Here is a 21,348-nt window from a genome sequence, read left to right as displayed (position 1 = left end):
TCATGGCTAAAGCCCCAATGCGCGTCGCAGTGACCGGCGCCGCTGGCCAGATCGGCTACTCCCTGCTGTTCCGCATCGCCAACGGCGATATGCTGGGCAAAGACCAGCCGGTCATCCTCCAACTGCTCGACCTGCCCCAGGCCCAGGCGGCCGTCAAGGGCGTGGTGATGGAACTGGAAGACTGCGCCTTCCCGCTGCTGGCTGGCGTGGTGATCACCGATGACCCGAAGGTCGCTTTCAAGGACGCCGACGTCGCCCTGCTGGTGGGCGCACGTCCCCGCAGCAAGGGCATGGAGCGCAAGGACCTGCTCGAAGCCAACGCCCAGATCTTCACGGTGCAGGGCAAGGCACTGGACGAAGTCGCCAGCCGCAACGTCAAGGTGCTGGTGGTCGGCAACCCGGCCAACACCAACGCCTACATCGCCATGAAGTCGGCCCCGAGCCTGCCGCGCGAGAACTTCACCGCCATGCTGCGCCTGGACCACAACCGTGCCCTGTCGCAGATCGCCGCCAAGACCGGCAAGCCGGTGTCGTCGATCGAGAAGATGTTCGTGTGGGGCAACCACAGCCCGACCATGTACGCCGACTACCGCTACGCGACCGTCGACGGCAAGAGCGTCAAGGACATGATCAACGATCCGGTCTGGAACAACGACGTGTTCCTGCCGACCGTCGGCAAGCGCGGCGCCGCCATCATCGAGGCACGCGGCCTGTCGTCGGCTGCCTCGGCCGCCAACGCCGCCATCGACCACGTGCATGACTGGGTGCTGGGCACCAACGGCAAGGTCGTCACCATGGGCATCCCGTCGAACGGCGAATACGGCATCCCGTCCGACACCATGTTCGGCTACCCCGTGACCTGCGCCAACGGCAAGTATGAAATCGTCAAGGGCCTGGAGATCGACGCCTACAGCCAGGAAAAGATCAACATCACCCTGAACGAACTGGAAGAAGAAAAGGCCGGCGTGCAGCATCTGCTCGGCTGATCCTCGGATCCTGTCCGCTAGGAAACCGGAGCACCGCAACGATTCAAGAATCGGCGCGGGCTCCGGTTTTTTTCTTGGGCCCCTGCCCACCAACCCTTTCTTCTGACCAGTCTCCAAGTGCACCCATCCGAGGTCTTGTTCCAGGGCGAAGCCATCCCCATCCAGCTGCCGGTCTGCGACCACTACGCAGGCAGCGAAAAGCTGATGCTCAAGTCGCTGGCGCTGCAGCAAGAGCTTGGTCCCGTCTTCGATATCACCTTCGACTGCGAAGACGGCGCCGCCGTCGGGCTTGAGCGCGAGCACGCCGAACTCTGCGCCAGCCTCGTCAATAGTCCGCTCAACGCCCACAACCGCGTGGGCGTGCGCATCCACGATCCGGCGCACCCATGCTGGAAGCAGGATGTCGACGTGCTTGTGCGCGCGGCCGGCGCCCGCCTGGCCTACGTGGTCGTGCCCAAGGTCACCGATGTCGTCGAAGTGGCCCGGGTGACCGATCATGTCAACCAGGTGGCGCGCGCGGCAGGCATTGCACGCCACATCCCGATTCATGTGCTGGTCGAGACGCATGCCGCGCTCGAACAGGCCTTCGACATTGCCTCGCTGGTGCAGGTCGAATGCCTGAGCTTCGGCCTGATGGATTTCGTCTCGGCCCACCACGGCGCGATTCCGGGCGAAGCCATGCGCTCGCCGCAGCAGTTCGAGCACCCGCTGATCCGCCGGGCCATGCTGGAGATATCGGCCGCCTGCCACCGTCACGGCAAGGTGCCTTCGCACAATGTCAGCACCGATGTCCAGGCACCGCAGCACGCGGGCGATGACGCGCTGCGCGCGCGCTCAGAGTTCGGCTACCTGCGCAAGTGGAGCATCCACCCGGGCCAGATCGAGCCGATCGTCGCCGCGTTCCGGCCCGGCATCGAGGAAATTGGCGCGGCCAGCCAGATCCTGCTGGCCGCCCACGAGAACAACTGGGCCCCGATCCGGCACGACGGGCAACTGCATGACCGCGCCAGCTACCGGTACTACTGGTCGCTGCTGCAGCGCGCTCATGCGACGGGCACGCCGCTGCCGGGCAACGTGGCCGAGTTGTTCTTCGACTAGCCCGCGGCCTGGCCCGCGCCCGCACAGCATCCGGCAAATACCAAGACCACAGGAGAACAGGATGTCCGCAGCAAAGAACAGCGCACCCGCTGAAACCCCGCAACCGACCGGGCCGAAGCCCAAGAAGTCCGTTGCCCTGTCGGGCGTGACCGCCGGCAACACCGCCCTGTGCACGGTCGGGCGTACCGGCAACGACCTGCACTACCGCGGCTATGACATCCTGGACGTGGCCGACGCCTGCGAGTTCGAGGAAATCGCCCACCTGCTGGTCCACGGCAAGCTGCCGAACAAGGCCGAACTGGCCGCCTACAAGACCAAGCTCAAGTCGCTGCGCGGCCTGCCCGCCAACGTCAAGGCCGCCCTGGAATGGGTGCCCGCCTCGGCCCACCCGATGGACGTGATGCGCACCGGCGTGTCCGTGCTCGGTACCGTGCTGCCCGAGAAGGACGACCACAACACCCCGGGCGCGCGCGACATCGCCGACCGGCTGATGGCCAGCCTGGGCTCGATGCTGCTGTACTGGTACCACTACAGCCACAATGGCCGCCGCATCGAGGTCGAGACCGACGACGACTCGATCGGCGCCCACTTCCTGCATCTGCTGCACGGCAAGAAGCCGACGGCGCTGTGGGAACGCGCCATGCACACCTCGATGATCCTGTACGCGGAGCACGAGTTCAACGCCAGCACCTTCGCAGGCCGCGTCATCGCCGGTACGGGCTCGGACATTTACTCGGCCATCTGCGGCGCGATCGGCGCGCTGCGCGGCCCCAAGCACGGCGGCGCCAATGAAGTGGCCTTCGAGATCCAGAAGCGCTACGACAGCCCCGACGAAGCCCAGGCCGACATCACCCGCCGCGTCGAGAACAAGGAAGTCGTGATCGGCTTCGGCCACCCGGTGTACACCATTGCCGACCCGCGCAACCAGGTGATCAAGGAAACCGCGCGCCAGCTGTCCAAGGACGCCGGCTCGATGAAGATGTTCGACATCGCCGAGCGCCTGGAAACGGTGATGTGGGACATCAAGAAGATGTTCCCGAACCTGGATTGGTTCAGCGCCGTGAGCTATCACATGATGGGCGTGCCGACCGCGATGTTCACGCCGCTGTTCGTGATCGCGCGTACCTCCGGCTGGGCTGCGCACATCATCGAGCAGCGCATCGACAACAAGATCATCCGCCCGAGCGCCAACTACACCGGACCCGAAAATCTGAAGTTCGTCCCGATCGGGAAGCGAAAGTAAAGGCAAGCGAAAGTGAAGGGCAAGCAAAAGTAAAGGTCATGTGAGGCTCGCGTCCGTCACATTCCCGGAACTTGGGCCCGATTATGTAACGAAACACCAGCCTGCTTGCCCTGTCTCGCAAATCGTAGAGAATAGCGGCGGACTCTCGCCAGCGCCCCGGACTCCACCGGGGGGCGCCAGACCACAAAAGACACACACTCTGAAAGGTTATTCCTATGAAGAAGCTCATCCTCGCAGCGTGCATCGGCGCGTTCACCCTCGGCACCGCCGGCACCGTGATGGCCCAGGAACCGGCCCACAAGACCACCACCAAGAAGGCGCCCGCCAAGAAGAGCAGCAAGGCGGCCCCGGCCGCCGCCGCCGTGACGCCGACCGGCGAGAAATGGCAGTGCGAACTCGGCAATGTCCTCTACATCTCGGGCAATATGCAGCGCGATGAAGTCCTGTCCGTCCACTGGCAGGGCCGCGACTACAAGCTGCCGCGCCAGTCCACCGTGACCGGTGCCGACCGCTATTTCGACGCCCGCTCCGGCCTGGACCTGGTGGTGATTCCGAGCAAGGCCATGCTGTTCAACAAGAACCTGGGCCAGCGCCTGGCCGACGAATGCCAGAACGCCGACATGCAGGCCGGCGGTGCCGCACCGACCCAGGCCGGCGGCCTGCGCGCGCCGGTGATCGCGCCGCTGCTGGCGGCGCCGCCGCAGCAGCAACAGCCCGACGCAACCCAGCAGTCGGCTGCGCCGAAGCAGTAAATCCGGCGGCTCCCGACCCTGCCCGATCCGGGCCGGGGCCGGGCGCCATGCCGGCGGGGGATGGTTGCCGGCATGGCAGTCATTGCGCGAACGCGGCGCTCGCCGGCCAGGCGCTGGCGGGCAGCGTTCGCGGAGGTTAGAGTATCAGTCGCAACCGATATCGGACCGCGGTGATCGCCGTGACGGCGCTCGCCGGGGTCAGGTCCGAGTCAATGCCACCGCATTCATTCCTCGACTGGAGTATGGCAATGCCCCACAACCTCAATAAGACGCTACAAGAATTCAAGATCGGCTCTTCAGGCAAGGGCCAGTTTTATTCCCTGCCCCAGCTGGGCAAGGAACTGGGCGTGGCGGTCGAACGCCTGCCAGTGTCGATCCGCGTGGTGCTCGAGTCCGTGCTGCGCAACTGCGACGGCAAGAAGGTGACCGAGGAACATGTCCGCCAGCTTGCCAATTGGAAGCCGAATGCGGACCGCGTCGACGAGATTCCGTTTGTGGTGGCCCGTGTCGTCCTGCAGGACTTCACCGGCGTGCCGCTGCTGGCCGACCTGGCCGCGATGCGCAATGTGGCCGAGAAGATGGGCAGGAATCCCAAGCAGATCGAGCCGCTGGTGCCGGTGGACCTGGTCGTCGACCACTCGGTGCAGGTCGACCACTTCCGCGAGAAGAAGGCGCTGGACCTGAACATGCAACTGGAATTCCAGCGCAACAACGAGCGCTACCAGTTCATGAAATGGGGCATGCAGGCCTTTGACACCTTTGGCGTGGTGCAGCCGGGCTTCGGCATCGTGCACCAGGTCAATCTGGAATACCTGGCACGCGGCGTCCACAAGAAGGACGGCGTGTACTATCCCGACACCCTGGTCGGCACCGACAGCCACACCACCATGATCAATGGCATCGGCGTGGTGGGCTGGGGCGTGGGCGGCATCGAGGCGGAAGCCGGCATGCTCGGCCAGCCCGTGTACTTCCTGACCCCCGACGTGGTGGGCGTGGAACTGACCGGGCGCCTGCGCGAAGGCGTGACCGCGACCGACCTGGTGCTGACCATCACCGAGATGCTGCGCAAGGAAAAGGTGGTCGGCAAGTTCGTCGAGTTCTTTGGCGAAGGCACGGCCAGCCTGGCACTGCCGGACCGCGCCACCATCGGCAACATGGCGCCCGAGTATGGCGCCACCATGGGCTTCTTCCCGGTGGACGAAAAGACCATCGACTATTTCAAGGGCACCGGCCGCACCGAAGAGGAAATCGCCGCATTCGAAGGCTATTTCCGCGCGCAGAACATGTTCGGCATCCCCAAGACTGGCGAGATCGACTTCAGCAAGGTGGTCAAGCTGGACCTTGGCACGGTGGCCCCGTCGCTGGCTGGCCCGAAGCGTCCGCAGGACCGCATCGAGATCGGCAACGTCAAGAGCACGTTCAGCTCGCTGTTCAGCAAGCCCGTGGCCGAGAACGGCTTCAACAAGGCGCCGGCCGAGCTGGACCGCACGTATCAGACCGCCGACGGCATCGACGTGAAGAACGGCGACGTGCTGATCGCGGCCATCACCTCCTGCACCAACACCTCGAACCCCAGCGTGCTGCTGGGCGCCGGCCTGCTGGCCAAGAAGGCCGTGGAAGCCGGGCTCACGGTGGCGCCGCACATCAAGACCTCGCTGGCGCCCGGAAGCCGCGTGGTCACCGAATACCTGACGGCCGCCGGGCTGCTGCCGTACCTGGAAAAGCTCGGCTTCGGCGTGACTGCCTACGGCTGCACCACGTGCATCGGCAACGCTGGGGACCTGACGCCCGAACTGAACGAGGCCATCGTCAAGAACGACCTGGTCGCGGCCGCGGTGCTGTCGGGCAACCGCAATTTCGAGGCCCGCATCCACCCGAACATCCGCGCCAACTTCCTGGCCTCGCCGCCGCTGGTGGTGGCCTATGCCATCGCCGGCAACGTCACGCGCGACCTGATGACCGAACCGGTCGGCAAGGGCAAGGGCGGCAAGGACATCTGGCTTGGCGACATCTGGCCGAGCTCGGAGGAAATCCACGCGCTGATGAAGTTCGCGATGGACGCCAAGACCTTCAAGGGCAACTACGAGCAGGTCAAGAAGCCGAGCAAGCTGTGGGGCGCGATCAAGGGCACCAAGGGCCAGGTCTACGACTGGCCCGAATCGACGTATATCGCCGAGCCGCCCTTCTTCCAGGACTTCAGCCTGGAGCCGTCCGGCGCGAGCGCCAGCGTGCGCGGCGCGCGGGCCCTCGGCATCTTCGGCGATTCCGTGACGACCGACCATATTTCCCCGGCCGGCTCGATCAAGGACACCTCGCCCGCCGGCAAGTACCTGCTCTCGCACGGCGTGCTGAAGGCCGACTTCAACAGCTACGGCTCGCGCCGCGGCAACCATGAGGTGATGATGCGCGGCACCTTCGCCAATGTGCGCATCAAGAACCTGATGATCCCGCCCAAGGCCGACGGCTCGCGCGTGGAAGGCGGCCTGACCATCCACCAGCCGAGCGGCGAGGAAATGTCGATCTACGACGCCGCCATGAAGTACATCGCCGAGGGCACGCCCACGGTGGTGTTCGGCGGCGAGGAATACGGCACCGGCTCGTCGCGCGACTGGGCGGCCAAGGGCACGCAGCTGCTCGGCGTGAAGGCCGTGATCGCGCGCAGCTTCGAGCGCATCCACCGCTCGAACCTGGTCGGCATGGGCGTTCTGCCGCTGCAGTTCAAGGGCAGCGACAGCCCGCAGACGCTGGGCATCACGGGCGACGAAACCTTCGACATCGAAGGCGTCGAAGGGGATCTCAAGCCGCAGCAGGACGTGGTGCTGGTGATCCGGCGCACCAGTGGCGACGTGCAGCGCGTGCCCGTGCTGCTGCGCATCGACACGCCGATCGAAGTCGACTACTACAACCACGGCGGCATCCTGCCGTTCGTGCTGCGCCAGCTCCTGGCTGCCTGACCAGCCCGCGCACTGACGCCAACGCCCGCCACGCCCCGGCCCCGTGCCGGGGATGGCGGGCGGTTTTCACTGGTGCAAGACGCGCTACATCCGTCACTTTTCGGCCTGCCAGCGTGTAAGTTCCACGCAAGCCAGCGCTGCCACACTGTCCTCACAAGAACGGCGTTCAACGCCCGGAGGACAGCCATCCAGGCCATCGTCCCCCAGACCACCCTCCAGGAGACACCATGGTCAAGATCATCATCGCGTTCGTCGTCCTCGCCGGCGCCGCCTTCTACCTGCTCAGCAAGGGCGGCGGCGAGGTGTCGATGGGCGGCGAGCAGCACGGCACCGAAATCCACGCTCCGGCTGCCGCCGAGCAAAAATAAGGCTGCCGGCAGGACATGTCTGCCAGTCGGGCCGGACTGGCGTCATTCCTGTCAACGCAGCGAGTAGAATACCGTTTTACGAAAAAACGGATGGTTTCTCTATATGGCAGGTTTTCGCCCCAAGGCTTCCCCGCGTCTTTCGCCCGATGCCGAGCGACTGGTCGCCGATGCGCTCGCCCTCGACGCATCGGGCAGCCGCATGGAGGACGCGTACTGGGAACGGCGGCTCTCGCAACGCCTGGGCCGGCTGCTGAAGAACGGCAGCCAGACCGCGCTGGACGCGGCGCTCGAACACCTGTTCAAGCACAATGCTGACGCCTCCGACGTCCTGGCCGAGCAGGCCGAGACGCTGGCCGAATCGGCCACGCTGGAAGTCGACGGCGTGCGCTATGATGCCCTGCTGGTAGCCGCCCCCATCCTCGCGCATACGCGCTACGCGATTCCGTCCGGCTCGCTGAAGCCGGACCTGGCGCAGACCCTCGCCGTGCACCTGCAGGCGCACGTGCTGGCCACGGGCACCAAGGTCGCACTGTCGCCGTATCTGTACAGCATCGACCAGCTGCCGCGCACGCACAGCGACACCTTCGCGCTGACGCAAAAGCTCGCGGCCGCCGCGCTGAGCGCTGCCGTACCCAAGGTGGACCTGCGCGACCTGCCGGAAACGGCGCCGATCCTGGCCGATCCGCGCTACCTGCTGGCCGTGGTGGTCGCACCGCACGAGCAGGCGCTGTTCCGCTGGCAGGAGGATGCCAAGGAGCACCATGCCGAGCGCTCGACCTGCCTCGAACAGTGGCGCAGCCAGGTGCAGGCCACGGTGGCCCTGCTGCTGCCGGGCTGCGAATTCGAGCTGCTGCTGCCGGACGCGTTCTTCCTGTCCTGCCGCGAATCCGACAAGAGCATCCGCCCGCTGACCGTGCGCGCGGCCGTGAATTACCTGAGCGGCACGCTGGACGTTCCCGCCGGCCAACTCGCGGCGGTGGTGGCGGCGTTCGGCGAGGAAGTGGTGGAAGAGTACCGTGTCGGCTTCACCATGCGCGGCGAAAAGGATGTGATCTACGGGATCGTCTGGCCGGTCTATGGCCGCGAAGCCGGCGAAGTGGATGCCGACGAAAAGGGCAACCCTCTCGAGCAGATCTGCGAGGAGCTGCGCAATGCCGGCGTCGAGGACATCTTCCGCCACGCCGCGCTGTTCGATCCGGAATACTGCGAAGACTGCGGCACGCCGCTCTACGCTGATCGCAACGGCGAGATCGTCCACGCCGAGCTGCCTGAGGATGCACCGACGCAGCAGCCGCTGTTCCACTAACGAGGGGGGGTGCCCCTATGTGGTTCGTCAAGCATTAGGGGCGGATTTCGGTTGATAGAAGGTGCCGTCACGCAGCATGGCGAACAGCACGTCGCAGCGACGTCTGGCAAGAGCAATGAGCGCTTGGTTGTGGCGCTTGCCCTGTTGGACCTTGCGGGCGTAGTAGTCCCGTGAGACAGGGTCCCGCAAGGCGGCAAAGGCAGAGAGGAAGAGTGCTCTCTTAAGGACCTTGTTGCCCCGCCTGGACGGGTGCTCGCCACGGATGGATGAGCCGGAGCGTCGAGTTACTGGCGCCAGGCCAGCGTAGGCGGCAAGATGCGCGGCCGAAGCGAAGACTTTGTGGGCGACTTCAGTGAGGAGTCTGGCGGCGGTCCTGACGCCGACTCCCGGCATGCTGGTCAGGACTGGCCAAAGAGGGTTCGCATGCACCAGGCGTTCAACTTCGCTGGCAACCTCGTCGCGTTGCTTGCGTAAGGCAGCGAGCTGCTGTGCCAGACGCGGCATGACGATCGTTGCTGCCTGAGTGCCAGGTACGATTACCGCCTGCTCGCTGAGCGCCTGAACGATTTCGGCCGCGAGGCTTTTGCCCATGCGGGGTGCGAGTTTGGTGAGGCGGTTAGCGAGCGTCTTCTCGCTGGCGGCTGCAAGTTCGGCGGGCGACGGATATCGCTCAAGCAGGTCAAGCACGGCTGGATGATCGAGGCGCGGCCCCAGAACCCGCTCCAGAGCGGGATGGATCTGGGTGAGCAGTCCGCGAATGCGGTTGCTAGTCTGCGTGATCTGCGCGGCGAGATCGTCATCGAAGCCGCACAGCATGGTGAGTTCGGCAAGTTGCTCGTCCGCCAGTCTAAGCGAGCGCAGCGTATGCGGCATTGAGCGGGCGGCTTCTGCAATGATGGCGGCATCGCGGGCGTCAGTCTTGGCTTCACCTGCATGCAGATCGGCGATGCGGCGCATGGCCAGACCCGGCAGATAGGCGACCAGGACACCTTCATCACGGGCGACTGCCACAGGCAGCGCGCCGATGGTGGCGGGCTGATCGACGATGAACAGAAGTTGGCCGTGTGCCTTGAGTTCGGCGATGAGCGCGCGCAGTTTGGCCTCATCGTTGGGCAGCGCTTTGTTGTACAGGCGCTTTCCGTTCCGATCGAGAGCGACGGCATGATGGTGGCCTTTGCCGACATCGACGCCGACGAATACATCGACGGAGCTATGTTGTTGGTTGTCTTGCATCGAAGGTTTTGCAGATTGAGCGGTTTGGCCTGCAACAACGGTGGCAAGTCTCGGCATCCACGTTACGGACGGCCTCCAGATGTTCCAGCCGAGCCCCTATTAGCGATCACCAGCCACCCACCAGGCCCGGTGACAACACCCCCCGGATCATGGGCGACTGGGGGCGAGAATCATGCCGGGCCTGGCTGGCCAAAGCCCCGATCATCGGGACACGAAGATAGTAACGGGGCCAAGGCGCCTCGCTTCCATCAACGCAACGGCCCGCACTGCGGGCCGTTGTGCTTTGTGGCTAGCGCTGCGTCACGCAGCGCCACAGGCTGTGGCCCGACGCCCCGTACTTGCGCTCGAACGGCGTCATCGCTGTTTCGGGCTGCCACGCCTCGGTCACTGACGAACGACCGACCATGCCCAGGGCCGTCACGAACTCGTCGATGTAGACCTTCCAGTTGCTGCGGCACTCCAGATAATCGCCACAGGCTGCCAGCGCGGGGAACACGGCATGCCCTTGCCAGCGCCGCCCGAGGTGCCCGATCTTCGGCCAGGGGTTCGGATAGAGCACATAGTGTCGCGCCACGGGCACGCGATCATCCTGCAGCAGGCGCCACACGTCGACAAGGTCGGCGCGCGCCCAGCAAAAGTTGCCGGGCATGGGGGCATCGCCCCACCAGTCCTTGCCCGCGCCCAGGCGCTTCTCCGACTGGTCCACGCCAATCACGAAATGATCCGGAAATGCCGTGGCGAGCCGGAGCGTGCTTTCGCCCACGCCGCAGCCGGCGTCGAGGATCAGCGGCACGTCGCCGGCCTGCCGCCAGCGCGCCAGCGCCTGGTCCAGCGCGCGCCGGCTCACCTCGCCGATCGGCTTGCGAAACGGCTCGGCAAGATGGCGCGCCACGCGTGCCGCGAGGTGTTCGTGTACATCGGACTGTGCCGAAACAATGGTGGGGGAATTGGCAAACATGGCAGTCATTTTAACGGTGCCGGTCACACACGCCTGCCCGGAAAGCCTGCATGGATGTCGTTTTGCCTGCACAATGCGGGCAAATTGCCTGATAACGTGCCTGACAACGGCCCATGACCGCGCGCCCTCCTCGCCCGCGGTCGCCCGGGCCAGCATGAGGAGCCTAGCGCCATGCCTTTCCGCCATCCTTCCACTACCACCCGCTCCACGCGCGCCGCGTTGCGCACCGCAGGCGCCGCGCTATGGTGTGGCGCGGTCTTCGCGTTGTCGCCCACCGGCAACGCGAGCGCCGAAGACTTGCGCATAGGCCTGGCGGCCGACGTCACATCCATGGACCCGCAATGGAACAACGCCGGCCCGAACAACGCGATTGCGCTGCATATCTTCGAGTCGCTGGTGTTCATGGACAAGAACGCACGCTACATTCCGGGGCTCGCGCTGTCCTGGAAACCGCTCAATCCGACCACCTGGGAAATCAAGCTGCGCCCCAATGTGAAATGGCATGACGGTGCGCCGTTCACAAGCGTAGACGTCAAGGCCTCGCTGGAGCGGCCCGAGAAGCTGGACAACAGCCCTGGCTCGTTCACGAGCTACACCAAGCCGATCGCACGCATCGACACGCCCGACGCCCTCACGGTGCGCCTGACCATGAACGTGCCGAACTATGCCAACCTGGCCAATGACCTGAACAGCGTGCCGATCATGCCGAAGAAGGTGGCCGCCACGCTCACGCAGGCCGAGTTCGATTCGGGCAAGGCGATGATCGGCACCGGGCCGTTCAGGTTCGTGCGCTTCGCGCGCGGCCAGGAGATCGTCATGGCGCGCAATCCCGACTACTGGGGCCCCAAGCCGGAATGGGACCGCGCGGTCTTCCGCATCATCACCGACAACGGCGCACGCTCCGCCGCCCTGCTGGCCGGCGATGTGGACGTCATCGAAAGCGTGCCCGCCGCCGACGTGGCCAAGCTCAAGCAGAACCCGAAGTTCCGCATCGAGCAGACCGTGTCATGGCGCACGATCTTCTGGCAGATGGACCAGTCGCGCGACAATCCGCCGTACGTCACCGACAAGGCCGGCAAGCCGCTGGGCAAGAATCCGTTCAAGGATGCGCGCGTGCGCGCCGCGATCTCCAGGGCGATCAACCGCGACGCCATCGTCAGCCGCATCATGGAGGGCCTGGCGGTGCCGGCATCGTCACTGGTGTCGCCACAGATCTTCGGGCACCCAGGGACCAAACCCGAGCCCTACGACCCGGAAGGCGCGAAGAAGCTGCTGGCCGCCGCCGGCTATCCGAACGGCTTCGGGCTGATGCTGCATGCGACCAACAACCGCTACCTGAACGATGCCGCCGTCGCGCAGGCCACGGCCAGCATGCTGACGCGCGTGGGCATCCAGACCAAGGTGGAAACCATGCCCGTGGCCGTGTACTTCACACGCGCGCGCCAGGGCGATTTCTCGTTCGAGATGCTTGGCTGGGGCTCCGCCGCCGCCGACGTGGCGCTGCGCTCGATCACCGGCACGCCCGACGCCAAGACCGGTTACGGCACCTGGAACTGGGGCAAGTACAGCAACCCGCAGCTGGACAAGCTGATCGAAAAGTCGCTCACCACGGTGAGCAGCGACAAGGCACGCGAGGAGAACGCAAAGGCCGCCGCGAAATTCGCGCTGGACGACCATGCGATCATTCCGTCGCACAGCCAGCTGGCCATGTGGGCGATGAAGAAGGGCCTGAAGTACGAAGCGCGCACCGACGAGTGGTCGCTCGCGCAGTTCTTCCACAAGGAGTGACGGCCCGCTGATGCCCGGAGCCGTGCGCCGGGCATCAGGCCAGTACCTCAGATCACCAGCCTCTCTTCCTGGCGCGCATTGGCAGCGCGCAGCTTGTTCACCCAGTCGCGCGCGGGCAGCCCGGTGCCTTTTTCCACCACGTCGGCGCGGGCTTCCAGCGTTTCCCACGACACGTCGATCGCCGGCCCGTTGAAGGCCAGCGCGATGACGTTGCCGTCATGGACTTCCGGGAACACCAGCACGCGGTTGTCGAAGGCATCGCAGATGCGTTCGATGTTCTTCGGGAAGCTGTCGTGGTCGCCGAACAGGTTGATGGTCATCACGCCCGGCGACTTCAGGGTACGGCGGCAGGCGCGGTAGAAGGCGGTGGTGTCAAGCACCGGGCCGCGCGCCGTGGCGTCGTACAGGTCCACCTGCAATGCGTCGACCGAGTCCGTGCTGGTGGCGTCCATCACATAGTCCCAGGCATCCTGCTCGCGCACGCTGAGGCGCGCGTCGTCCTCGCGCAGGCCGAACATGCTGCGGCCGGCAATGATGACCGCCGGATTCAGCTCCACCGCGGTCACGCGGGCCCGCGCGAAGTGCCGGTGGCTGAACTTGGTCAGCGCCGCCGCGCCCAGCCCGAGCTGCACCACGTGGAAGTCCGGCGCCGACGGCGACAGGAACAGCAGCCAGGCCATCATCTGCTGGGCGTATTCGAGTTCGATGGCATCGGGCTTGCGCAGGCGCATCGCGCCCTGTACCCACTCGGTGCCGAAGTGCAGGTAGCGGACGCCGTCCAGCTCGGAAAAAGTCACCGGTGCAAAGCGCGGCGTCATGCGCTTTTCTTCCCGGGCCGGGCGTTCGCCGCGGGTACGGATGCCGCGCGCGGGGCGGCGCGAGGCGACGGCCTCGATCGATTTGCGTTTCAGTAGGGTCATGTCTTGCTTGTTCGGGCAGGCCAGCAGCCAGCGCAGGAAAGCCGCGATTGTGACAGAAACCCGCGCGATCATTGTCCGGCGCCGCCGGGAATACCGGCACCCGCGGCCGCCAGCCCGTCCACGGTCTGCGGCGTCAGCACCGGTTCGCCATTGACGGCGCGGCCGATCAGGACGTCCCCGGCATCCACGTGGATGCGCTGCTCCTGATACCAGTCGTCGTCATAATAGGTCGTCGCGTACCGTTCGCCGCTGTCGCACAACAGGGTCACGATCGCGCCGGCCTGCCCGGCCGCGCGCATGCGCTGCGCGAGGTACAGCACGCCAACGAAGTTGGTGCCGGTCGAGCCGCCCACGCGGCGTCCGAACCGCTGCGCCAGATAGCGCATGGCGGCAAACGACAGTGCGTCGGGCACCTTGAGCATGGCGTCGATGCAGGTCGGAATGAAAGACCACTCCACGCGCGGGCGTCCGATGCCTTCGATGCGCGAGCCCGTCTCGAGTGTCAGCGCCTGATCTGGCTTCCCCGCCAGACAGCCGCAGAAGTAATCGAAGAACACGGAGTTCTCCGGATCGGCGCACAGGATGCGCGTCTGGTGCCGCCGGTAGGCCACGTAGCGCCCCAGCGTGGCGACGGTGCCACCGGTGCCGCCGCTCGCCACGATCCACGCCGGCACCGGATGCACCTCCTGCGCCATCTGCTTGAAGATGGACTCGGCGATATTGTTGTTGGCGCGCCAGTCCGTCGCGCGTTCGGCGTAGGTGAACTGGTCCATGAAATGCCCGCCCGATTCCCGCGCAATGCGGTGCGACTCGGCGTAGATCTCGGACGGGTTGTCGACCAGGTGGCAGCGCCCGCCGTAGAACTCTATGGCCTCCACCTTCGCACGCGAGGTGCCGGCCGGGATCACCGCCACGAACGGCAGACCGAGCAGGCGCGCGAAATAGGCCTCGGAAATCGCGGTCGAGCCGCTGGAGGCCTCCACCACCGTGCTGCCGGCATGCAGCCATCCGTTGCACAACGCATACAGGAACAGCGACCGCGCGAGCCGGTGCTTGAGGCTGCCGGTCGGGTGGCTGGATTCGTCCTTGAAGTAGAAGCGGATGTCCGGATAGCCGGGCAAGTCCAGGGGAATCAAGTGGGTGTCGGAAGACCGGTTGAAATCGGCCTCGATCCTGTGGATCGCTTCGTGGGTCCAGTCTGAATGCGGCATGGCGCTTCCCCGGCAATACTGCGAGTGACAGGCCCGGTCTGCTCAGAGGCCGGGGCGGTGGGGCGTGCCGCCATCGTACAGGAGTGCCGAGACCCGCAGCCACGACCGGCATGGCACATGCGAGTTGTAACAGCCCTTGATGTTCATTTAACCAACACGTTAAATGACAACATGCCGAACACCAGCGACCCGCTCTCCATCATCTTTGCCGCCCTGGCCGACCCGACGCGCCGCGCGATCCTGGCGCGGCTGTCCGAGGGCGACGCCCCGGTCAGCGAACTGGCGCGCCCGTTCGATATCTCCGGTCCGGCCATCTCCCGGCATCTGCGTGTGCTGGCGGAGGCGGGACTGATCGAGCGGGAGATCGACGCACGCTGGCGCATCTGCCATTTGCGCCCTGGCGCCATGCGCGATGCGCACGGCTGGCTGGAGACCTATCGCCGGCTTTGGGAAGGCAATCTCGACAGGCTGGTGGCCTTTGTCGAGCAAACGCAAGGCGAGACCGCTGTCACCCATTCGAAAAAGGGGATCAAGTCATGACTGAAGCTGCAACGTTTCACCTGGAGATGACCCGCCAGATCCGCGCGCCGCGCGAGCGGGTGTTTGATGCATTCACCGACCAGGCCGCCCTGGCCGCCTGGCATTGCCCGCGTGGCATGCAGGTGCGGGAAGCCAGCGCGGATGCGCGCGTGGGTGGCCGCTATCGGCTGGTGATGGGAGCGAAGGACGGCGAACAGCACATTGTCGGGGGCGAGTATCAGGCAATCGATCGCGCCAACTTCCTGGCCTATACGTGGCAATGGGAAGGCAGCGAACTACCCGCCGGCGTACGCACGCTGATCGAGATCACGCTGACCGACAAGGATGGCGGCACCCACCTGCACATGCGCCATAGCGGCTTCCCCGATGCCGCCACGCGCGATTCGCACGAGAGCGGCTGGCAATCCGTCTTCAACAACCTCAGCGACTACCTGGATGCCGAAGGCAGCGCCGGCACGCTGACCGTCTACGGCGACGCGCGCAGCACCTACGTTCGCACCGTGCGCCTGGCGCTCGAAGAGAAAGGCGTGCGCTACACGCTCAAGCCGGTTGCGCCGCACAGCGACGAACTGCTGACCCACAACCCGTTCGGCCGCATTCCGGCATTCGCCGACGGTCCGATCGAGTTCTATGAAACGCGCGCCATCCTGAGCTACATCAACGAGGTCTTTGGCGGCCCGAACCTGATTCCGCAAACCGGCCCTACTGCGCGCGCACGCTGCGAGCAGTGGATCAGCCTGATCAACTGCCACGCCTACGATGCGATGGTGCGCCGCTATGTGCTGCAGTACGTATTCCCGAAGGGCCCGGACGGCAAGCCCGATCGCGCCACCATCGAGGGGGCCCTGCCCGATATCGCGCGCAATCTTGACGCCCTCGAGCAGGCCTACGGCGGGCGCGATTTCCTGGTCGGCAATGCGTTGTCGATGGCCGACCTGTTCTTCGCGCCGATCGTCGAGTATCTGGGGCGATTCCCGGAAAGCGCCGCGATGCTGGAGGCACGGCCGAACATCCGGCGTGCCCACTCCGTCATGCGCGCGCGGCCGAGCTACGCGGCCACGCAACCGGATCTCGGCTGACCGTTCAAGAGCAGAGGCTCCTATAAGGGGGGCCTCTGTCTCCATTGAAGAGGCGACACCGCCAACTTGGCTCCAACCGATGCACCAGCAAGAGCAATGCACGAAATAAGGCATCAAACGATGCTAATATAGGTGCTCCACTTGTGGAGCCGTCCATGCGTACCACCATCGCTCTTGATGACGAATTGATCGCCAAGGCTCAAGCCTATACGGGCTTGGAGGAAAAGTCGGCGCTTGTGCGCGAAGCGCTCAAAGCCTTGATCCAACGTGAGGCCGCGAGGCGGCTCGCGAATCTTGGCGGTAGCCAACCCGGCATACAGGGGGTGCCGCGTCGCCGGCAGGACGTCGAATGATTCTTGTCGACACCTCGGTCTGGATCGACCACATTAATGCGTCCGATCCTTTGCTGGTCAGTCTGCTTGTCGAGGAGCGTGTCCTGGCTCATCCATTCGTGATTGGCGAGATATCGCTGGGCAGTCTGCGCAACCGGGAAGTTGTGCTCGGTGCCTTGCTCGATCTGCCCCAGGCCCCGATTGCAACGCCAGAAGAGACGTTCTACCTGATCGAACGAGAAGGATTATTCAATCGTGGGATCGGCTATGTCGATACATCGCTGCTGGCATCCGCACGTCTGCATCCCGGCGCCACCATCTGGACTCGCGACAAGCGATTGAAGAGGGTTGCCGACGAACTCAACTTGGGCGCAATGCTTGAGCATTAGTCGAGGGGCGTCAGCCAGCCTTGACCAACCATGCCCGCAGCTCCCGCCAGGCATGCAGTTTTTCCGGGTACGGCATAGTATGGGCAGGACTACTTGAAGGAAGCCTGAGAATGCGATGGTTGCCGCCATACCGCCCGAGAGCCTTCAAGCCAATACGCTCAGCCGTACCCCCATTGAACGCAATCACACTCAGCTTCGGCAGCGATTCGATCAATCCCACCAAATCATTTCCCGCATGACTGCGAATGTTGCTGTCCAAGCTACCCTCGCGCTTGGCTTCAGCCACGACGTCCCATAGACCAACGTGACGCGCCAGAAGCGTTTGCAACCGCGCAGCGTAGTCCATGTGAACCAGGTCTTCGCCAAGAATGTCGCCGACCAAGCGCCAAAACTGGTTCTGCTTGTGGGCGTAATACTGAACCTGCGCCAATGACGCCTCGCCCGGCAGGCTGCCGAGGACCAATACGCGCGTCTCGGCGTCGACCACTGGAGGAAAGCAGCGCTTCAGCGTCATGAGTCGTTATGGTTGTATCCGCAGCCGGAAGCAAAAGGGCCGGTCACCCGGCCCTTTTGCTCACGCCTGCATTCAGGCCAGCAGCTTGTTCACACGCTGCACGTAGGCAGTCGGATCATCGAGCATGCCCCCTTCAGCCAGCAGTGCCTGATCAAACAGCACCAGCAGGCGGTCATTGAAGCCATCACCCTCCGGCAGGTCGCGCAGCTTCTTCACCAGCGCGTGCTCGGGATTGAGTTCCAGGATCGGCTGTGCGTCCGGCGCCTTTTGGCCAGCCTGTTTCAGCAGGCGCTGCAGGTAGCCGCTCATGTCGCCTTCGTCCGAGACCAGGCACGACGCGGACTCGGTCAGGCGCAGCGTTACGCGCACGTCCTTGGCCTTGCCTTCGAGCACGGTCTTGGCGCGAGCGACAACATCCTTCCATTCGGTCTCGGCCTTCTCCTGCTCGGCCTTTTCGGCCTCGTCGGCAAGCGTGCCCAGGTCGAGGTCGCCACGGGCCACCGAAACCAGTTCCTTGCCATCGAACTCACGCAGGAACGACAGCATCCACTCGTCGACGCGGTCGGTCAGCAGCAGCACTTCGATGCCCTTCTTGCGGAAGACTTCGAGGTGCGGGCTGTTCTTCGCGGCGGCCCAGGTATCGGCCGTCACGTAGTAGACCTTGTCCTGCCCTTCCTTCATGCGGCCGACATAGGCCGCCAGCGACACGGTCTGCTCGGCGTTGTCGTTGTGCGTCGAGCTGAAGCGCAGCAGCTTGGCAATGCGCTCCTGGTTGGCCTGGTCCTCGCCCATGCCTTCCTTCAGCGCCTGGCCGAACTGCTGCCAGAAGGTCGCGTACTTGGTGCGCTCCGCTTCGTCCTCGCTGTCGGCCAGCGCCTCCAGCATCGACAGCACGCGCTTGGTGCTGCCCTCGCGGATCGCCTTGACGTCGCGGCTTTCCTGCAGCAGTTCGCGCGAGACGTTCAGCGGCAGGTCCGCGGAATCGATCACGCCCTTGACCCAGCGCAGGTACGAAGGCAGCAACTGCTCGGCGTCGTCCATGATGAAGACGCGCTTCACATAGAGCTTGAGGCCGTGCTTGTGGTTGCGGTCCCACATGTCGAACGGCGCGCGCGACGGGATGTAGAGCAACTGCGTGTATTCGCTGCGGCCTTCCACGCGGTTGTGCGTCCAGGCCAGCGGCGCCTCGTTGTCGTGCGCGATGTGCTGGTAGAACGCGGCGTACTGCTCTTCCGTGATGTCCGACTTCGCACGCGTCCACAGCGCGCTGGCCTGGTTGACGCTTTCCCACTCGTCGGTGCGCTTGTACGCGCTGGTATCGGCATCCCACACTTCCTTGGGCATGCGGATCGGCAGCGAGATATGGTCCGAGTACTTCTGGATGATGCTCTTCAGGCGCCAGGCCGAGAGGAAATCGTCCTCGCCTTCGCGCAGGTGCAGCGTGATGGTGGTGCCGCGCTCGGCGCGCGTGATGGCGTCGACGCTGAACTCGCCGTCACCCGCGCTTTCCCAGCGCACGGCTTCGTCGGCGGCCACGCCCGCGCGGCGGGTTTCGACGGTGACCTTGTCGGCCACGATAAAGGCCGAGTAAAAGCCCACGCCGAACTGGCCGATCAGCGCGGCGTCCTTCTGCTGGTCGCCGGACAGCTGCTGGAAGAATTCCCTGGTGCCCGAACGCGCGATGGTGCCCAGGTTGCGGATGGCCTCGTCGCGGCTCATGCCGATGCCGTTGTCGGTGATCTTCAGCGTGCGCGCGGTGGCGTCGGCTTCGATGCGGATGGCCAGGTCGGCGTCGTTTTCGAGCAGCGAGGGGTTCGCGATCGCCTCGAAGCGCAGCTTGTCGGTGGCGTCGGAAGCATTCGAGATGAGCTCGCGCAGGAAAATTTCCTTGTTGCTGTACAGCGAGTGGATCATCAGGTGCAGCAGTTGCTTCACTTCCGCCTGGAAGCTCATCGTTTCGTGCGGTGCGGACATGGTTCTCCTTTTCGAATCCGGAAAATCAGGGAATTGGGGTCGGCGCAGGGCCAATGCTCCCGGAAATAGGGCCGGTTCCGGCCAATTTCAAGGCCGGCCTGCCGTTCAGCGCCGGTCCAGTTGCCGGGACAGGAAATCGAGCATGTCGGGATCGCCGCTGCTGGCGACATTGAAGCGCATCCACCCCGACGGCATCTGCGACGGGGAAAACAGGCTGCCGGGCGCGAACAGGTAGCCCTCCTCGTGCCCCGCGGTGGCGATGGCATTGGTATCGCGGCCGGTATCGGCCCACAGGTACATGCCCGCATGCTGGCCGGGGAACAGGCGCAGGCCGCGGCGTTCCAGCTCGCGGCGGGTTTCGTCGCGCGCCCGGTCGAGGCGGCCGCGCACGCGCTCCACGTGCTTGCGGTAGTGGCCCTCGGTCAGCACCTTGTACAGCACGCGCTCGTTGATTTCCGGCGTGGCCAGGCCGGCCAGCAGCTTGCTGTCGGTCAGCGTCGCGGCCAGGTCCGGGTGCGCGGCGACAAAGCCCACGCGCAGGTTCGCCGCCAGCGTCTTGGAAAAGCTGCCCAGGTAGATCACGCGGCGCAGCTGGTCCAGGCTGGCCAGCCGTGTCGCCGCGTGGCCCGGCGGGCACAGGTCGCAGTAGATGTCGTCCTCGACGATCAGGAAATCGTACTGCTCGGCCATCTGCAGCAGCCGGAACGCCTTGGCGGCCGACAGCGAGGTGCCGGTCGGGTTGTGCAGCACCGAGTTGATGACGAACAGGCGCGGCCGGTGCGCCTGGACGATGCGCTCGAGCGCCTCCAGGTCCGGACCTTCGGCCGTGTAGGGCACGCCGGTCACCTGCGCGCCCTGCGCGGCAAAGCGGCCGAACATCACGAACCAGGCCGGGTCGCCGACCAGCACGGTGTCGCCCGGGCGCAGGTAGAGCCGCGCGATCAGGTCCAGCGCCTGCGTGATGCCCGAAGTCAGCACGATCTGCTCCGCCGTGGCGCCGATCTCCAGTTCCTCCAGCCGCGTGCGCAGCTGCTGGCGCAGCGGCAGGAAGCCCTGCGGCGTGCCGCTGGCCAGGAAATGGCTGCCGGGCTGGCGGCCCAGCCCGCGCAGCGCGCTGGCGATCAGTTCGCCATCGAGCCATTCGTTGGGCAGGAACCCCAGCCCCGGCGCCTTGTGGGTCTCGGCGGTATGGAACATGCTGCGCAGCAGCCAGGTCACGTCGATATTGCGCGCGGCCACCGCCACGGGTGCCACCGGCGCGGCCGAGGCCTGCGCCACGCGTTCGCGCACGTAGAAGCCCGAGCCGCGGCGCGATTCCAGGTAGCCCAGCGCCACCAGGCGTTCATAGGCCTCCACCACGGTAAAGCGCGAAATGCCCTTCTCCTGCGCCAGCTGGCGGATCGACGGCATGCGCATGCCCGCGCGGAACACGCGTTCGTCGATGCGCATGCGGGCCCATTCGGTCAGTTGCTCGACCAGCGTCATCTGCGCCGACGGCACCGGGTCCGGCATGCGTTCGGTGCTGCCGGCCGCGCCTGGCGGCACGACCAGCCGCAACGGGCGCGCCGACGTGTCCTGTGCGCCGCCTTCGCTATCCTTGCGCTCGGGCGCGGCGGAGGAATCCTGCTGGTGGCTGCCATCCATGTAGTGCTCCCGCAACTGTACTGAATACGATCCGCATAACTGTACCGGTACTGTACCGA

At 65.2% G+C, this 21,348-nt stretch carries 19 protein-coding genes; 12 read left to right on the top strand and 7 right to left on the bottom strand.

Annotated features, from left to right (window positions below; all coding sequences use genetic code 11):
* Positions 1-2: 2 nt before the first annotated feature.
* The 7 genes from CupriaWKF_RS04680 to CupriaWKF_RS04650 all read left to right on the top strand — a co-directional run bounded on the left by CupriaWKF_RS04680 (position 3) and on the right by CupriaWKF_RS04650 (position 8,707).
* The gene (locus CupriaWKF_RS04680; protein ID WP_276099858.1) at positions 3-986 is read left to right on the top strand and encodes a malate dehydrogenase; all 984 of its coding nucleotides are present in this window, start codon (positions 3-5) and stop codon (positions 984-986) included.
* A gap of 117 nt (positions 987-1,103) precedes the next feature.
* Positions 1,104-2,084 (top strand): aldolase/citrate lyase family protein, encoded by a 981-nt coding sequence (locus CupriaWKF_RS04675; RefSeq protein ID WP_276099857.1) that lies wholly within the window; start codon positions 1,104-1,106, stop codon positions 2,082-2,084.
* Positions 2,085-2,145: 61 nt separating this feature from the next.
* Positions 2,146-3,327 (top strand): 2-methylcitrate synthase, encoded by a 1,182-nt coding sequence (prpC, locus tag CupriaWKF_RS04670; protein ID WP_276099856.1) that lies wholly within the window; start codon positions 2,146-2,148, stop codon positions 3,325-3,327.
* Between the two features lie 215 nt (positions 3,328-3,542).
* A complete protein-coding gene (locus CupriaWKF_RS04665) occupies positions 3,543-4,079 on the top strand; it encodes a hypothetical protein (RefSeq protein ID WP_276099855.1) in 537 nt (178 codons plus the stop codon).
* 248 nt (positions 4,080-4,327) lie between these two features.
* Complete coding sequence (gene acnA, locus CupriaWKF_RS04660; protein ID WP_276099854.1) at positions 4,328-7,033, top strand: aconitate hydratase AcnA; 2,706 nt, start codon at positions 4,328-4,330, stop codon at positions 7,031-7,033.
* Positions 7,034-7,260: 227 nt separating this feature from the next.
* Complete coding sequence (locus tag CupriaWKF_RS04655; protein ID WP_276099853.1) at positions 7,261-7,401, top strand: hypothetical protein; 141 nt, start codon at positions 7,261-7,263, stop codon at positions 7,399-7,401.
* A 103-nt stretch (positions 7,402-7,504) separates the two neighbouring features.
* Positions 7,505-8,707, top strand: coding sequence for a DUF2863 family protein (locus CupriaWKF_RS04650; RefSeq protein ID WP_276099852.1), 1,203 nt, complete (start codon positions 7,505-7,507; stop codon positions 8,705-8,707).
* Positions 8,708-8,734: 27 nt separating this feature from the next.
* Here CupriaWKF_RS04650 and CupriaWKF_RS04645 read toward each other — a convergent pair whose 3' ends face one another.
* Together CupriaWKF_RS04645 and CupriaWKF_RS04640 are read right to left on the bottom strand one after the other, a co-directional pair.
* A complete protein-coding gene (locus CupriaWKF_RS04645) occupies positions 8,735-9,940 on the bottom strand; it encodes an IS110 family transposase (protein ID WP_276099851.1) in 1,206 nt (401 codons plus the stop codon).
* 289 nt (positions 9,941-10,229) lie between these two features.
* Positions 10,230-10,907 carry a methyltransferase domain-containing protein gene (locus tag CupriaWKF_RS04640; protein ID WP_276099850.1) on the bottom strand — a complete coding sequence of 226 codons (678 nt, stop codon included), beginning with the start codon at positions 10,905-10,907 and terminating at the stop codon, positions 10,230-10,232.
* A gap of 162 nt (positions 10,908-11,069) precedes the next feature.
* Between CupriaWKF_RS04640 and CupriaWKF_RS04635 the strand changes: the two genes are divergently transcribed.
* A complete protein-coding gene (locus CupriaWKF_RS04635; RefSeq protein WP_276099849.1) occupies positions 11,070-12,686 on the top strand; it encodes an ABC transporter substrate-binding protein in 1,617 nt (538 codons plus the stop codon).
* Positions 12,687-12,733: 47 nt separating this feature from the next.
* Here the strand turns inward: CupriaWKF_RS04635 and CupriaWKF_RS04630 are convergent, their stop codons facing one another.
* Positions 12,734-13,606: a spermidine synthase gene (locus CupriaWKF_RS04630; RefSeq protein WP_276099848.1), complete on the bottom strand. Its 873-nt coding sequence runs from the start codon at positions 13,604-13,606 to the stop codon at positions 12,734-12,736.
* A gap of 68 nt (positions 13,607-13,674) precedes the next feature.
* Positions 13,675-14,817 (bottom strand): PLP-dependent cysteine synthase family protein, encoded by a 1,143-nt coding sequence (locus CupriaWKF_RS04625; protein ID WP_276099847.1) that lies wholly within the window; start codon positions 14,815-14,817, stop codon positions 13,675-13,677.
* Between the two features lie 171 nt (positions 14,818-14,988).
* Here CupriaWKF_RS04625 and CupriaWKF_RS04620 point away from each other — a divergent pair, with 171 nt between their 5' ends.
* From CupriaWKF_RS04620 to CupriaWKF_RS04605, 4 genes are all read left to right on the top strand, one after another.
* Entirely contained in the window at positions 14,989-15,357 is a 369-nt protein-coding gene (locus CupriaWKF_RS04620; protein WP_276100667.1) for a metalloregulator ArsR/SmtB family transcription factor, read from the top strand.
* A complete protein-coding gene (locus tag CupriaWKF_RS04615; RefSeq protein ID WP_276099846.1) occupies positions 15,354-16,436 on the top strand; it encodes an SRPBCC domain-containing protein in 1,083 nt (360 codons plus the stop codon). The genes CupriaWKF_RS04620 and CupriaWKF_RS04615 overlap by 4 nt, the downstream gene beginning before the upstream one ends.
* A 155-nt stretch (positions 16,437-16,591) precedes the next feature.
* Positions 16,592-16,789, top strand: a complete 198-nt coding sequence (locus CupriaWKF_RS04610; RefSeq protein ID WP_276099845.1) for a type II toxin-antitoxin system VapB family antitoxin — start codon at positions 16,592-16,594, stop codon at positions 16,787-16,789.
* On the top strand, positions 16,786-17,157 hold the full coding sequence (locus CupriaWKF_RS04605) for a type II toxin-antitoxin system VapC family toxin (RefSeq protein WP_276099844.1): 372 nt from the start codon (positions 16,786-16,788) through the stop codon (positions 17,155-17,157). The genes CupriaWKF_RS04610 and CupriaWKF_RS04605 overlap by 4 nt, the downstream gene beginning before the upstream one ends.
* 10 nt (positions 17,158-17,167) lie before the next feature.
* Here the strand turns inward: CupriaWKF_RS04605 and CupriaWKF_RS04600 are convergent, their stop codons facing one another.
* The 3 genes from CupriaWKF_RS04600 to CupriaWKF_RS04590 form a co-directional block, all read right to left on the bottom strand.
* Positions 17,168-17,671, bottom strand: coding sequence for a DNA-deoxyinosine glycosylase (locus CupriaWKF_RS04600; RefSeq protein ID WP_276099843.1), 504 nt, complete (start codon positions 17,669-17,671; stop codon positions 17,168-17,170).
* A gap of 72 nt (positions 17,672-17,743) precedes the next feature.
* Positions 17,744-19,645 carry a molecular chaperone HtpG gene (htpG, locus tag CupriaWKF_RS04595; RefSeq protein ID WP_276099842.1) on the bottom strand — a complete coding sequence of 634 codons (1,902 nt, stop codon included), beginning with the start codon at positions 19,643-19,645 and terminating at the stop codon, positions 17,744-17,746.
* 105 nt (positions 19,646-19,750) lie between these two features.
* Entirely contained in the window at positions 19,751-21,289 is a 1,539-nt protein-coding gene (locus CupriaWKF_RS04590) for a PLP-dependent aminotransferase family protein (RefSeq protein WP_276099841.1), read from the bottom strand.
* Between the last annotated feature and the right edge of the window lie 59 nt (positions 21,290-21,348).

The organism is Cupriavidus sp. WKF15, assembly GCF_029278605.1.
In the GTDB taxonomy this organism is placed as follows: Bacteria; Pseudomonadota; Gammaproteobacteria; order Burkholderiales; family Burkholderiaceae; genus Cupriavidus.
The sequence above is the reverse complement of the archived record's forward strand: the minus strand, read 5'-3'. Positions and strand labels throughout refer to the sequence as shown.